Genomic DNA, 13542 nt, shown 5'->3' on the forward strand with positions numbered 1-13542 from the left:
GGCCGGGATGTTCGTCGGGGTCGATGTCGGCGGCACCAAGGTGCTCGCCGTGGAGCTCAACGGTCGCGGCGAGGACCTTGCCGTCGCACGGGCCGCGCAGCTCCCGATGCCGGGCCGGACGGCTGCCGCAGGCGAGGTCGAGGAGGCGGTGGCGCAGGCAGTGCTCGAGGTCGCCGCCGAGCGGCCGCTGACCTGCGTCGGGGTCTCGGCGGCCGGGCTGGTCGACCGGGCGGGTGAGCAGGTCCGGTTCGCCGCGCACCTGCCGTGGCGGGACGCGCCCGTGCGGCTCCGGCTCGAGGAGCGGATCGGCGCGCCGGTCCTGCTCGACAACGACGCCAACTGCGCCGCCCGGGCCGAGCTGGTCGCCGGTGCGCTCCGCGGCGTCGACTCGGCGGTGCTGATCACGGTCGGCACCGGGATCGGTGGAGCCGTCGTCCTCGACGGGCGCGTCGTGCGGGGCGCCAACGGGATGGCCGGCGAGTTCGGGCACGTGCAGGTCGTCCCGGACGGCTTGGAGTGCGAGTGCGGCCTGCGCGGCTGCTGGGAGCAGTACTGCAGCGGTCGCGCCCTCGAGCGGGTCACCCGGGTGACCCTCGGCTCCCACCTCGACGGGCCGGAGGTCGCCGCCCTCGCCCGGGACGGCCACCCGGCCGCCCGGGAGGTGTTCGCCACGATCGGCACCTGGCTCGGCGTCGGGATCGCCGGCCTGGTCTCCGCCTACGACCCCGAGGTCGTCGTCGTCGGCGGCGGGGTCTCCGCCGTCGGCGACCTGCTCCTCGAGCCCGCCCGCCGCGGCCTCCTCGACGCGCTCCAGGCCACCGCGCACCGCGACGTCCCGCGCATCGTGCCGACCCGGTTCGGACCGGAGGCCGGTGCGGTCGGCGCGGCCTTGCATGCGGGCGCATAGGCGCTGCGCTGGGCTGTTCTTGGCTGCGCCGGTCGTGGGTGTCGCGCGTGGTTGGGGCGGTGCCGGGAGGTCGCCGCGGGACAAGAGCGGGGACCCCGCCGCCGGCCCCCTCAGATGGGGCCTGGTGCGACCTGCCCGGTGCGAACCGGGATCTGATGCGTTGAGAGGGGGTTGATGGGTCGGTTCGCCGGCGGCACCCCGATTGCCCCGCGGCGACCTCCCGGCACCGCCTACAGGCAACGCGCGAGACCCACGCGGCTCCGGCTCCTTTCGACGGGCAGCCACACCCAGCCCGCGCAGCGCGCCTGACTGTTAGAGAACGGCCCCGTCGTCCCACGGGGGACGGGGCTCGTCGGACATCTTGACGACGAGGTAGCCGAAGCCGCCGATGAACCCGGCGGCCATCAGGAGGCCGAACCAGGTCGGGACGCTGATCCCGACGACGATGCAGAACAGGACCACGGCCGGGATGCCGAAGACCCCGAACCAGGCCAGGAGCCGGTCGATCGGCGGGCGGGGGATCGGCGGCGGGGTCGGCGGCACGAACTCGTCGTCGGGGTGGATCTGGTCGCGGACCGGCGGGTCGTCGAGGTCCTCGTCCGGGACCTGCGGGCGCACGACGTCGACCTGCGGCTCCTCCTCGGGCTCGAGGACCACCCGTTCGCCGAAGTTCTCGACGATCTGCTGCCACTCCCGCTCGCGCTCGCGCGCCAGGTCGGCGGGCTCCGGGTCGTCGTCGCGGGCCATGCTCCCAGGGTACGGCGGGCCCGATGCGGCTCCTAGGAAGCGGTCACCCGGGCGATGAACTCGGCGGACCGCTCGAAGATGGTCGCAGCGTCGTTGTCGAGCGTGGCGACGTGGTAGGAGTCCGGCAGCCGCACGACCTCGACGTCGGTGGAGGAGATGCGGCCGAGGATGATCGGCTCCGAGGCCTCGTCGACCACGTGGTCATTCGCGGACCGGAAGTACACGAGCGGCGCCTTGACCTGCGGCAGGTCCGCGATCAGCGGCCGCCAGGCCTGGATCAGGGAGTGGATCGCCCGGAGCGGCGTCCGGGTGTAGCCGTGCTCCTCGACGCCCTCCTTCTTGATGTCGTTGGCGATCCCGGGAAGGGAGGCGACCAGGTGCTTCAGCACGGGCAGCGCCTTCACGTCGAGCCGCTTCGTCGCGACGGCGGGGTTCACGACCATCACGCCCGAGATGTCGTCGCCCCGGTCGGCGGTCAGCCGCAGGGCGAGCGCGCCGCCCATCGACAGCCCGCCCACGACCACCGCGTCGTGCTCGGCCACGAGCTCGTCGAAGGCGCGGGTGAGCTCGCCGTACCAGTCGTTCCAGGTCCTGGTGTTGAGGTCCTCCCACGAGGTGGCGTGGCCCGGGAGGAGGGGGATCCGGACGCCGTACCCGAGGTCGCCGAGGTGGCGGCCCCAGGGGCGCATCGAGGCGGGGGAACCGGTGAACCCGTGGCTCAGCAGCACGCCGATCCGGCGGCCGCCGGTCAGCTCGGGACGGGCGGCGACGGTCAGCGGCTCGTACTCCGGGTGACGGCTCATGCCGCGATTGTGCCGCAGTGTCGGTCCGCGCCGAGGAGGCACTAGGCTTTGGGCGTCGGTCGCAGGGGTTAGGGGTGCGTGGGGTGTTCTACTGGTTCCTCAAGTTCATCGCGCTGGGGCCGTTGCTGAAGGTTGTCTTCCGGCCGCGCGCGGAGGGCGTCGAGAACGTCCCGACCGAGGGCCCGGCGATCCTCGCCAGCAACCACCTGTCCTACGCCGACTGGCTGTTCATGCCGCTGGTCGTGCCGCGGAAGGTGAGCTTCGTGGCCAAGGCCGAGTACTTCACGACCCCCGGCGTCAAGGGCTGGCTGCAGAAGACGTTCTTCAGCGGCACCGGCAACATCCCGATCGACCGTGCCGGTGCCGACGCGGCGGCCGGCGCGCTGCTGTCGGCCAAGCGGGTGCTCGGCAACGGTGAGCTCTTCGGCATCTATCCCGAGGGCACCCGGTCCCACGACGGGCGCCTCTACCGCGGCAAGACCGGCATCGCCCGGCTCGCGCTGGAGACCGGCGTCCCGGTCGTCCCGGTCGCCGTCGTCGGCACCGACGTGGTCGCGCCGCCGGGCAAGAAGTTCGGCCGGTGGACCCGACCCCACGTGCGCTTCGGCAAGCCGCTCGACTTCTCGCGCTACGCCGGGATGGAGAACGACCGGTTCATCCTGCGCTCGATCACCGACGAGATCATGTACGAGATCATGCGGCTGTCCGGCCAGGAGTACGTCGACATGTACGCCACCCGCGCGAAGGAGGAGTCCAAGAAGGCGGACTCCGCAAAGGGTGACGAGCAGCGCAAGCCCGCTGCCTAGCCGGATGACCTGACCGATGACCGGTACGTCGGTCCGCGCCGTCGTCGCGGTCGAGAACCGGATGTTCCGCGCGCTCGCGGTGCTGCGGGTCGTCGTGCTCGTCAACGCGGTGGTGCTCGCCGTCTACCGCGACAACTTCGAGCACCCGGTCGCCGGCTGGTCCTGCGTCGCGCTGATGATCGTCTGGACCGGCTACGCGATCCTCACCTACGCCAAGCCGATCCGTCGCACCGTCCGGCTGCTCGTCGCCGATCTCGTCATCGCCGTCGGTCTCCTGGTGGCGACCCCGTTCGTCAAGGGTGAGTGGTTCAGCGCCACGATCCCCGGGTTCTGGATCATGGGCGCGTTGCTGGCCTGGGCGGTGCGCTACGGCTGGCGGGGCGGTCTGGTCGCCTCCGTGATCCTGGGGGGCACCGACCGGCTGATCCGGGCCGACTTCGACCAGGGCAACTACGGCTACGTCTTCCTCATCGTGCTCGGTGGCCCGATCGTCGGCTACCTCGTCGAGTCGCTCCAGCAGATGGCCGCCGACCGCGACCGGGCCGAGCGCGAGGCGGCGGTGGCCGGGGAGCGCGCGCGGCTGGCGCGGGTCGTGCACGACGGCGTGCTGCAGGTGCTGGCGCTGGTGCAGCGCCGCGGCGCCGAGCTGGGCGGTGAGGCGGCGGAGCTCGGCCGGCTGGCGGGTGAGCAGGAGGAGGCGCTGCGGACCCTGATCCGCACCCAGGACCGGGTGACCGGTGACGACCGGGCCGGCACGGAGGACCTGGCGGCCGCGCTGGGGACGCTGGGCCATCGGCCCGGGGTCGAGGTCGTGCTGCCGAGCGGGACCGTCGACCTCCCGGCGGACGTGGTCGCCGAGCTGGTCGCCGTGGTCGGTGCGTGCCTCGACAACGTTGCCCGCCACGTCGGCGAGGGCGCGCCCGCCTGGGTGCTGCTGGAGGACCTCGGTGACCGGGTCGAGGTCTCCGTGCGCGACGAGGGTGACGGCATCCCCGACGGGCGCCTCGAGGCCGCCCGGGCGGACGGCCGTCTCGGGGTGAGCGAGTCGATCAAGGGACGCATCCGCGACCTCGGAGGTACGGCGACGCTCAGCACCGGGTCGTTCGGCACCGAGTGGGAGTTCGTCGTACCCAAGCCCGTGAGTAAGCGGAGTCGATGACGGAGCCGTCGAGGATCGCGATAGACGGCATGCGGCGGACTGTAGGGCGGCAGGGACGTCCTCGGTAGCGGGATGTCCCTTCTCCTACGCTCGTCCTCGTGACGATCCACACCGGCCATCCCTTCGCCGACCCGGACCCCGACCCGGCGCGGCGGCTGCGGGGCCGGGTCGTCGGCGCCGTCACCCTCTGGACCGCCGGCGACCGAGCGGACCGGACAGGCCTCACCGTGACCTCGCTGATGGTCGCGCTGGGCCCGGAGCCCCGGGTGCTGGCGCTGCTGGACCCCGACAGCGACCTGCTCGCCGGCGTACGGGAGACCGGACGAGCCGTCGTCCAGGTGCTGACCTGGGGCGACCGGCAGCTCGCGGAGGCGTTCGCCGGCACCGCGCCCGCGCCGGGCGGGCCCTTCCGGCAGGCGGAGTTCGTGGCGACGTCGTACGGCCCGCGACTGGCCACGACCACCACCTACGCCGACGTCTCGCTCGTCGGCGAGCGCGAGGTCGGCTGGTCGGTCGAGGTCGAGGCGACCCTCGACGCGATCATCGTCGGCGACGACGCCGACCGGCCGCTGCTGCACCGTCGCGGCCGGTTCCACACGATCTGAGGGCCCCACCGACCGGCGTAGGCTGACGCTGAGGTCGCTGGTGCGATGAACGGATGCCTGCAGTCGGGGGCACGGCTGTTCGCGGCTGTGCTCGTGGTGGCTGTCGGTCTCGTCGGCTCCGGAGCGGGCGCCGCGGCGCCGGATGGCGACCGGCCGCGGGTGCTGGTCACGACGCTCGCGACCCCCATCACGCCGGTGGTGGCCGACCACGTCGAGGACGGCTTGCGCGACGCGGCCGAGGGTGGCTACGCGGCGTACGTCATCGAGCTCGACACCCCGGGTGGGTTGGTGGACGCGATGCGCGACATCGTCGCGGACATCCTGGCGAGCCCGGTCCCGGTCGTCGTCCACGTCGCGCCCGACGGCGCCAGGGCGGCGTCCGCCGGGGCAGTGATCACCCTCGCCGCGCACGTAGCCGTGATGGCTCCGGGCACCACGATCGGGGCAGCGACCCCGGTCGGCCTCGAAGGCGAGGAGGTCTCGGACAAGATCGTCAACGACCTGGCCGCGCAGGCCGAGTCCCTGGCCAAGCTCCGCGGTCGCGACCTGGAGTTCGCCTCCTCCATGGTCCGCGACGGCCACGCCGTCGACGTCGACACTGCCGTCGCCGAAGGAGTGGTGGACGCACGGGCGGGGTCGCTGACCGACGCGCTCGCAGCAGCCGACGGGCAGCAGGTGGCCGTCGCGGACGAGCGCACCGTCGTCGTGCGCACGGCCGGCGCTGCCGTGGACCGGCACGAGCTGGGCGCGTTCCGCACCCTGCTGCAGTTCCTGGCCGACCCCAACCTCGCCTTCCTGCTGCTGACCCTCGGCACCCTCGGGCTGATCTACGAGCTCGCCACGCCCGGCGTCGGGTTCGCCGGCGCGACCGGGGTCACCTGCCTCCTGCTCGCGCTCTTCAGCCTGTCGGTCCTGCCCGTCAACGCGGTCGGTCTGCTGCTGCTCGCGGTCGCTGCGGCTCTGTTCGCGGCAGAGGTGCTGGCGCCCGGCCTCGCGGGGTTCGGGTTCGGCGGCGCCGTGGTGCTCGTGCTCTCCGCCGTCTTCCTGTTCGACGACGCCGAGGGTGTCTCGGTCGACGTCTGGGCCGCGATCCCGCTGGCGGTCCTGATGTTCGTCCTGGTGGTCGGCGCCGGCCGGGTCGCGATGCGCACACGGCGGGCGCCGTCGGTCTCGACCGGGACGGATGTGCTGATCGGGCGACTGGTGCCTGTCCGGACGAGCGACGGGACGACGGGGAGCACCTTCACCGCCGGGGCGTGGTGGTCCCTGCGCAGCACCGGCCGCCCGCTGCGGACAGGCTCCGAGGCCCGCGTCGTCGGCGTGGACGGCCTCGTGCTCCTCGTCGACCCGGACGGCAACGAGGACGAAGCACCGGCCGCGCCCGAACGGGACGCGGAGGACGAGGAGAGAGGCGCGTCATGAGTGAAGCAGCACTGATCGGACTGGCCGTGGCACTCATCGCCGTGGTGGCGCTGGTCGCCGCGGCGGTGAAGATCCTGCCCGAGTACGAGCGCGCCGTGATCCTGCGGCTCGGCCGGATCCAGCCGCTCAAGGGCCCCGGTCTGATCCTCATCATCCCGGTCGTCGACCGGCTGATCCGGGTCAACCTGCGCACGCAGACCTACGACATCCCGCCCCAGGACGTCATCACCGAGGACAACGTCACCGTGCGGGTCAACGCGGTGGTGTACTTCAACGTGGTTGATGCGACGAGGTCCGTGCTGTCGATCGACGACTACCGGTTCGGCACCCAGCAGATTGCCCAGACCACGCTCCGCGGCGTGCTCGGCCGGGCACCGCTCGACGACCTGCTCACCAAGCGGGACGAGATCAACCAGCACCTCCAGCAGGTGATCGACCAGGTCACCGACCCGTGGGGCGTGAAGGTCACCCTGGTCGAGGTCAAGGACGTGATCCTGCCGGAGTCGATGCGCCGCGCGATGGCTCGCCAGGCGGAGGCCGAGCGGGACCGGCGCGCCAAGGTGATCCACGCGCTCGGCGAGAAGGAGGCGGCCGCCAACCTCGGTGAGGCGGCGGTGGTGCTGGAGGAGCACCCCGCCGCCATGCAGCTCCGCACGCTCGGCACCCTGCTCGAGCTCGGCGCGGAGAAGAACTCCACGATCGCCTTCCCGGTGCCGATGGAGCTGCTCAGGATGGTGGACAAGGTGGCGGCCGACGCGGCGCGGAGCGAGTGACCCCACCTGCCGGTGCGGGCGGGCACTAGGGTCTCGCCCATGGAGGAGGCTCGGCTGAGGCTGATGGTCGTCGACGACCACCCGATGTGGCGTGACGCCGTGGCCAAGGACCTCGAGGCGGCCGGGTTCGCCGTCGTTGCGACGGCCGCGACCGGCACCGAGGCGATCACGAGGTTCCGGGCCACCCGTCCCCAGGTGATCGTGCTCGACCTCCAGATCCCGGAGCCCGGCGGCGTGGAGGTGACCGGCACCGTCCTGCAGGAGGACCCGTCGGCCCGCGTGCTGATCCTGTCGGCGTCGGGGGAGCAGGACGACGTGCTGGAGGCGGTCAAGGCCGGCGCCACCGGCTACCTGGTCAAGTCGGCCTCGCGCGACGAGCTGATCACCGCCGTACGCCGGGTCAGCGTCGGCGACAGCGTCTTCACGCCCGGCCTGGCGGGCCTCGTGCTGGGGGAGTTCCGCCGGATGGCGCAGGACCCCGGGCCGGCCACGCTGCCGGGCGAGCAGCTCACCGAGCGCGAGACGGAGGTGCTCAAGATGGTCGCCAAGGGGATGTCCTACAAGCAGATCGCCGAGCGGCTCGTCCTCTCCCACCGCACGGTCCAGAACCACGTGCAGAACACGCTCCGCAAGCTCCAGCTCCACAACCGGGTCGAGCTCACCCGCTACGCGATCGAGCAGGGCCTCGATGAGTGAGAGCCTGCTCGAGATCGCCGACGAGCTCTACGCTCTGCCACCGGGCGAGTTCACGGCAGCCCGCGACGCGAAGGCGAAGGAGCTCAAGGGCACCGACCTCGCGGCCCCGGTCAAGGCACTGAAGAAGCCGGGCATCGCGGCCTGGGTCGTCAACCTGCTCGTGCGCCGCGAGACCGGCCAGGTCGACCAGCTGCTCAACGTCGGCGCGGCGCTCCGCGAGGCGCAGGCGGCGATGTCGGCCGGTGAGCTGCGGACGCTGACGAAGCAGCGGCGACAGGTCACCGCCGCAGTCACCCAGCAGGCCCGGCACCTGGCGGCCGAGGCCGGCCACAAGGTCACCCAGTCGGTCGCCGACCAGGTGGAGGCCACACTCACGGCCGCGATGGCCGACGCCGAGTGCGGCCAGGCGGTCCGCAGCGGACTGCTGGTGGCGCCCCTGCAGAGCAACGGGGTGGACCCGGTCGGCGAGGCCGCCCTCGCGGCGGCTCTCGCGGTGCCGGAGGCCCTCGGGTTCAGCGCCACGGCGCGGGAGGCCCCGGAGCCCCGGCCACCGGACCTGCGGGTGGTGCCCGACCCGGACGCTGCGGGCAAGGCGAGGCGAGCAGCCGAGGAGCGGCGCGACCAGGCCGCGGCGGCGTACGACGAGGCGCAGGCCGCCCATGCGGAGGCCGCGGCCGACGTGGACCGCCTGTCCGCCCGGTCCCTCCAGCTGCAGGCCGAGCTCGACGAGCTGCGGCGCAAGGTGGCGGAGCTGGAGTCGGAGCTCGACGAGGTCGACGACGAGCTGGGTGACGCCGAGGACGTCCGCGACGAGGCGTCGGCCGCCCTGCGCACCGCCACGGCCGAGCGCGACGCCGCTCAGGCCGCCCTCGACAAGCTCAGCTGATCTCGTCGGTCTCGCCGCGGACGATCGCGAGGACCCGCTCGTCGATCCAGGCGAGGTCGGGAGCGACCCGCATCTCGTAGTTCTCGTTGCCGACCCACTCGTGGAAGTCCCGGTGGCCGGCCTCGACGGCGAACGTCTCGAGCTCGGCGCGGAGCTCGTCGTCGACCGGCACCCGCTCCTCCTCGTTCGATGCGGTGAGGTAGAGGTCGTTGAGGTCGAGCAGGCGCGCGAGCTCGTCGATCGGGGTGGGGTGGTCGTCGACGCGCAGGTCCACGGCGACGTCGTCGCCGCCGGCGTACCCCGCCCCCTCCCGCACCACCAGGATCGCTGCGGACTGCCGGCCGCGCTTGTCGCCGCCCGCCGCATCGCCGGCGGCCAGCGCCGCGAGCAGCCGGTCGGCGAGCGGTGCCTCGGGGTCGCTGGCGAGCCAGGCCTCCTCCATCGCGTCGACCACCTCGGCGCCCGCGAGGCAGTTGCCCTGGATGGCGTAGCCGTCACCGGTCACGCCGCCCGCCCACGGGATGCACTGCTGGCCGGTGTGGGACGCCGCTCCTCCGTCGAGGTCGACGATGCCGACCTGGCGGTCGGCGCGGCCGTCGTCCTCCTCGAGCAGGCGCTGGAGCGCCACCGAGGCGGTGGCACCCTCGTCGAGGTGGGCCAGCGCGAGCCCCTTGTAGGCCACGTTGGCGTCGGCCTGGGTGGCGACCGCGCCCACCCCGGCCACCGCGGCCGGCACCACCGACCCGACGGCGAGGAACTTCGACGCCACCGCCACTCCCCAGGACTCTCCGTCGGCGGACCTGGCCACGATCGAGAACGTCATGAGGGAACGGTAGCGACCTGAGCCGCCGGGAGTAGGGTCGACTCATGCGCGTCGGTGTGCTCACGGGAGGGGGCGACTGCCCCGGACTCAACGCGGTGATCCGCGCGGTGGTGCGGAAGGGGGTGAAGGAGCACGGCTTCGAGTTCGTCGGATTCCGCGACGGCTGGAAGGGACCGCTCGAGGGCATCACGATGCCGCTCGGCATCGCCGAGTGTCGCGGGATCCTCCCACGCGGCGGCACGATCCTCGGCTCGTCCCGCACCAACCCGTTCAAGGTCGACGACGGGGTGCAGCGGATCAAGGACAACCTCGCGGTGGAAGGGGTCGACGCCCTGGTCGCGATCGGCGGCGAGGACACCCTCGGCGTCGCCACCAAGCTGGCTGACCTCGGGGTGAACGTCGTCGGCGTCCCGAAGACGATCGACAACGACCTGTCGGGCACCGACTTCACGTTCGGCTTCGACACCGCGGTCAACATCGCCACCGAGGCGATCGACCGGCTCCACACGACCGCCGAGTCGCACCACCGGGTGCTCGTCGTCGAGGTCATGGGCCGGCACGCCGGCTGGATCGCGCTCCACTCGGGCATCGCCGGGGGAGCGAGCATCGTCCTCATCCCCGAGCAGCCGTTCGACATCGACGAGGTCTGCGCGCTCGTGAAGAAGCGGTTCGAGTCGAGCTTCGCCCCGATCCTGGTCGTCTCCGAGGGCGCGGTGCCCAAGGACGGCAGCGGGATGACGCTGCAGAGCGGCGAGGTCGACGCGTTCGGCCACGTCCGCCTCGGCGGCATCGGCGACCGCCTCGCCAAGGAGATCGAACAGCGCACCGGCGCGGAGTCCCGCGCGGTCGTCCTCGGACACGTGCAGCGCGGCGGCACGCCCACGGCGTTCGACCGGTGGCTGGCCACCCGGTTCGGGCTGGGGGCGATCGGTGCGGTCGCCGACGGGGACTTCGGCGTCATGGTCGCCCTCCGCGGCAAGGACATCGTCCGGGTGCCGCTCATCGAGGGCACGGGCGAGCTGAAGGTCGTGAGCCCGGAGGAGTACGCCGAGGCGCAGGTCTTCTTCGGCTAGGAGACTCCGTCGAACGACGGATGACAGGCGCGGGCAGGCGGTCCAGACTCGACCCGTGCTCGCCCTTCGCGCCTCCCACGCGTTCGACGGTTCCCGGTTCGTCCCCGGCGGAGCGACCGTGCTGGTCGACGGAGCGCGGATCGTCGGTGTCGAGCCCGGCGACTTCCCCGTGCCCGACGGGTGCGAGGTGACGTCGTACGACGGCACGCTGCTGCCGGGCCTCGTGGACGCGCACGTGCACCTGGTGTCGGACGGCGGCGTCGGCTCGCTGGAGCGGGTCGGCTCGATGGCGGCCGAGGACATCGACGCGGCGATCACCAGGTCGCTGGCCGCGCAGGCGGCGCGCGGAGTGACGACTGTCCGGGACCTGGGGGACCGGGACTTCCGCACCCTCGCCTTCCGGGACCGCCGTGCCCCGGGCCAGCCGCGGATCGTGGCGGCCGGGCCGCCGATCACGGTGCCGGACGGCCACTGCCACTTCCTCGGGTGCACCGCCGCCACGCCCGACGAGCTCCGGCAGGCGGTCGCCGACCACCACGACCGTGGCGTCGACGTGATCAAGGTGATGGCCAGCGGCGGCTTCCTCACCCCCGGCACCGACATGTTCGGCGCGCAGTACGAGGTCGACGTGCTCCGCACCGTGGTCGACGCCGCCCACGAGCGCGGCCTCGAGGTGCTCGCCCACGCCCACTCCGTCCCCGGCATCGAGGCGGCGGTCGCCGCCGGCGTCGACGGCATCGAGCACTTCACCGGGTTCTGCGAGCAGGGCTCGGTGCTCACCGACGACCTGCTCGACCGGGTCGCGGCCGCCGGTATCGCCGTCGATCCCACGATGGGCAACGACTTCTCGCTGCTTGGCACGCTCCCGCCGCCACCGCCCCAGGTCGCCCAGCTCATGGAGAAGCTCGGGCTCGACATGATGCAGTTCTTCGCGCAGCGCTACACCGACACCGGCCGGATGCGCGAGCACGGCGTGCGCGTCGTACCCGGTGTCGACGCCGGTGCGATGCCGCTCAAGGCGCACGGCAACGCCTGGCTCGCCGTCACCGATCTGGTGAAGTGCGGCTACCCGGTCGACGAGGCGCTGGCCGCCGGCACCTCGGGTGCGGCGGACGCGTGCGGCGTCGGCGACGTCACCGGCCGGCTGGCCGTGGGGTACGACGCCGACCTGCTCGTCGTCGCCGGCGACCTCGCGAGCGACCCGGACGCCCTCGGCCGGCCGCAAACGGTCCTGGTCAGGGGACATCGGGTCGGGGCACTCGCGCCGTAGATCCTTCCCAAACCGGAAGACCTGCGGGAAGGTGGCCTTCTTGGGGCGGACCGACCTTCGGAGGATTCTCGGATGACGACCTTGTCGACCTCGACGGAAGAAGCGCCGGCCGGCGGTGAGCCGCACGAGCTCAGGCGGGTGATGGGACCCTGGCTCCTCCTGCTGTTCATCGTCGGCGACATCCTCGGCGCCGGTGTCTACGCGGTCACCGGGCAGATGGCCGGCTACGTCGGCGGCGTGCTGTGGCTCCCGTTCCTCCTCGCCTTCGTGGTCGCCATCATGACCGCGTTCTCCTACCTGGAGCTGGTCACGAAGTACCCCGCAGCGGCAGGTGCCGCGCTCTACACGCACAAGGCGTTCGGGATCCACTTCCTCACCTTCATCGTGACGTTCGCCGTCGCGTGCTCGGGCATCACCAGCGCCTCGACGTCCTCGGCCACCCTCGCCCAGAACTTCTTCGCCGGACTTGAGATCAACGGCTGGATGGACCTACCCGGCACCGGGGTCCAGACGGCGGTCGCGATGGGGTTCATCATCCTGCTCGCGCTGATCAACCTGCGCGGTGTGGGCGAGAGCGTGAAGTTCAACGTGGTGCTGACGGTCGTCGAGATGACCGCGCTGTGCATCGTGATCGGTGTCGGGATCGCCGTGATCGCCCAGGGTGACGCCGACATGGGCGAGCTGGTGCGGTTCGACGACTACCAGGACCTGGGGCTGCTGTTCGCGGTCACGGCGGCGACCTCGATCGCCTTCTTCGCGATGGTCGGCTTCGAGGACTCGGTCAACATGGTGGAGGAGACCAAGGAGCCGGAGCGGATCTTCCCGCGCACCATGTTCATCGGTCTCGGCGTGGCTGCCCTGCTGTACGTCCTGGTCGCCATCTCGGTCGTGAGCGTCCTCTCGGAGTCGCAGCTGGAGAACATCTACAAGTCCGAGGGCGCGGCCCTCGTGGAGGTCGTCCACATCGGCTCTCCCGACTTCCCGATCGACAAGCTCTTCCCCTTCCTCGCCGTCTTCGCGGTCGCCAACACCGCACTCATCAACATGCTGATGGCGAGCCGGCTCATCTACGGGATGGCGAAGCAGCGGGTGCTGCCGAAGCAGCTCGGCGGTGTCCTGGCCGGCAGGCGCACCCCGTGGGCGGCGATCCTGGCGTCGACGCTGCTCGCGCTGCTGCTGATCTGGTATGTCACCAGCGACCCGGACAGCAACATCGTGGCGAACCTCAGCAGCACCACCGCGCTGCTGCTGCTCTGCGTGTTCGCCCTCGTCAATGTCGCCTGCCTCGTCCTGAAGCGGAAGCGGGCCGACCACGACAAGACGTTCTTCACCGCCCCGATGGCGGTGCCGCCCGTGGCGGCCGTCCTGTGCCTCTACCTGGCCGGGCCGTGGGTCGACCGCGACCGGATCGTCTACGAGATCGCCGGTGGGCTGATGGTGATCGGCGTCGCGTTGTGGCTCGTGACCTGGCTGATCAACCTGGTGGCGAACAAGGACGACGAGCCCCCGCGGTTCGCTGACGTCGAGCACATGGACATCGATCCCACGGACGACCCGCGATAGCGCGTCGGC

The 13542-nt window shown here is 72.1% G+C and carries 14 protein-coding genes; 11 read left to right on the forward strand and 3 right to left on the reverse strand.

The window, feature by feature from the left end:
• Positions 1–7: 7 nt before the first annotated feature.
• A complete protein-coding gene (locus F0U47_RS01725; RefSeq protein ID WP_149748579.1) occupies positions 8–907 on the forward strand; it encodes an ROK family protein in 900 nt (299 codons plus the stop codon).
• Between the two features lie 312 nt (positions 908–1219).
• On the opposite strand, the gene F0U47_RS01730 is transcribed toward F0U47_RS01725, so the two are convergent.
• Both F0U47_RS01730 and F0U47_RS01735 read right to left on the reverse strand, forming a co-directional pair.
• Positions 1220–1654: a hypothetical protein gene (locus tag F0U47_RS01730; protein ID WP_149748580.1), complete on the reverse strand. Its 435-nt coding sequence runs from the start codon at positions 1652–1654 to the stop codon at positions 1220–1222.
• A gap of 32 nt (positions 1655–1686) precedes the next feature.
• Positions 1687–2457 (reverse strand): alpha/beta hydrolase, encoded by a 771-nt coding sequence (locus F0U47_RS01735; protein WP_149748581.1) that lies wholly within the window; start codon positions 2455–2457, stop codon positions 1687–1689.
• Positions 2458–2540: 83 nt separating this feature from the next.
• Here F0U47_RS01735 and F0U47_RS01740 point away from each other — a divergent pair, with 83 nt between their 5' ends.
• The 7 genes from F0U47_RS01740 to F0U47_RS01770 all read left to right on the forward strand — a co-directional run bounded on the left by F0U47_RS01740 (position 2541) and on the right by F0U47_RS01770 (position 8804).
• A complete protein-coding gene (locus tag F0U47_RS01740; protein ID WP_149749082.1) occupies positions 2541–3263 on the forward strand; it encodes a lysophospholipid acyltransferase family protein in 723 nt (240 codons plus the stop codon).
• Between the two features lie 16 nt (positions 3264–3279).
• Positions 3280–4422 carry a MacS family sensor histidine kinase gene (gene macS, locus F0U47_RS01745; RefSeq protein ID WP_149748582.1) on the forward strand — a complete coding sequence of 381 codons (1143 nt, stop codon included), beginning with the start codon at positions 3280–3282 and terminating at the stop codon, positions 4420–4422.
• Positions 4423–4520: 98 nt separating this feature from the next.
• On the forward strand, positions 4521–5027 hold the full coding sequence (locus F0U47_RS01750; RefSeq protein WP_149748583.1) for a flavin reductase family protein: 507 nt from the start codon (positions 4521–4523) through the stop codon (positions 5025–5027).
• Between the two features lie 45 nt (positions 5028–5072).
• Entirely contained in the window at positions 5073–6449 is a 1377-nt protein-coding gene (locus F0U47_RS01755) for an NfeD family protein (RefSeq protein ID WP_149748584.1), read from the forward strand.
• Positions 6446–7222 (forward strand): slipin family protein, encoded by a 777-nt coding sequence (locus F0U47_RS01760; protein ID WP_149748585.1) that lies wholly within the window; start codon positions 6446–6448, stop codon positions 7220–7222. The genes F0U47_RS01755 and F0U47_RS01760 overlap by 4 nt, the downstream gene beginning before the upstream one ends.
• A 39-nt stretch (positions 7223–7261) precedes the next feature.
• Positions 7262–7918 (forward strand): response regulator, encoded by a 657-nt coding sequence (locus tag F0U47_RS01765; RefSeq protein WP_223162617.1) that lies wholly within the window; start codon positions 7262–7264, stop codon positions 7916–7918.
• Entirely contained in the window at positions 7911–8804 is an 894-nt protein-coding gene (locus F0U47_RS01770) for a hypothetical protein (RefSeq protein WP_149748586.1), read from the forward strand. Before F0U47_RS01765 ends, F0U47_RS01770 begins: the two co-directional genes overlap by 8 nt.
• Here F0U47_RS01770 and F0U47_RS01775 read toward each other — a convergent pair.
• Positions 8797–9627: a DUF1028 domain-containing protein gene (locus F0U47_RS01775; protein WP_149748587.1), complete on the reverse strand. Its 831-nt coding sequence runs from the start codon at positions 9625–9627 to the stop codon at positions 8797–8799. The two genes, F0U47_RS01770 and F0U47_RS01775, sit on opposite strands and share 8 nt — an antisense overlap.
• A gap of 44 nt (positions 9628–9671) precedes the next feature.
• Here F0U47_RS01775 and F0U47_RS01780 point away from each other — a divergent pair, with 44 nt between their 5' ends.
• From F0U47_RS01780 to F0U47_RS01790, 3 genes are all read left to right on the forward strand, one after another.
• Positions 9672–10700, forward strand: a complete 1029-nt coding sequence (locus F0U47_RS01780) for a 6-phosphofructokinase (RefSeq protein ID WP_149748588.1) — start codon at positions 9672–9674, stop codon at positions 10698–10700.
• Positions 10701–10755: 55 nt separating this feature from the next.
• Positions 10756–11970 carry an amidohydrolase family protein gene (locus tag F0U47_RS01785; protein ID WP_149748589.1) on the forward strand — a complete coding sequence of 405 codons (1215 nt, stop codon included), beginning with the start codon at positions 10756–10758 and terminating at the stop codon, positions 11968–11970.
• Between the two features lie 72 nt (positions 11971–12042).
• Positions 12043–13533, forward strand: coding sequence for an APC family permease (locus F0U47_RS01790; protein WP_149748590.1), 1491 nt, complete (start codon positions 12043–12045; stop codon positions 13531–13533).
• Positions 13534–13542: the final 9 nt, after the last annotated feature.

Origin of the sequence: Nocardioides antri (assembly GCF_008373765.1) — a bacterium.
GTDB lineage: Bacteria > Actinomycetota > Actinomycetes > Propionibacteriales > Nocardioidaceae > Nocardioides > Nocardioides antri.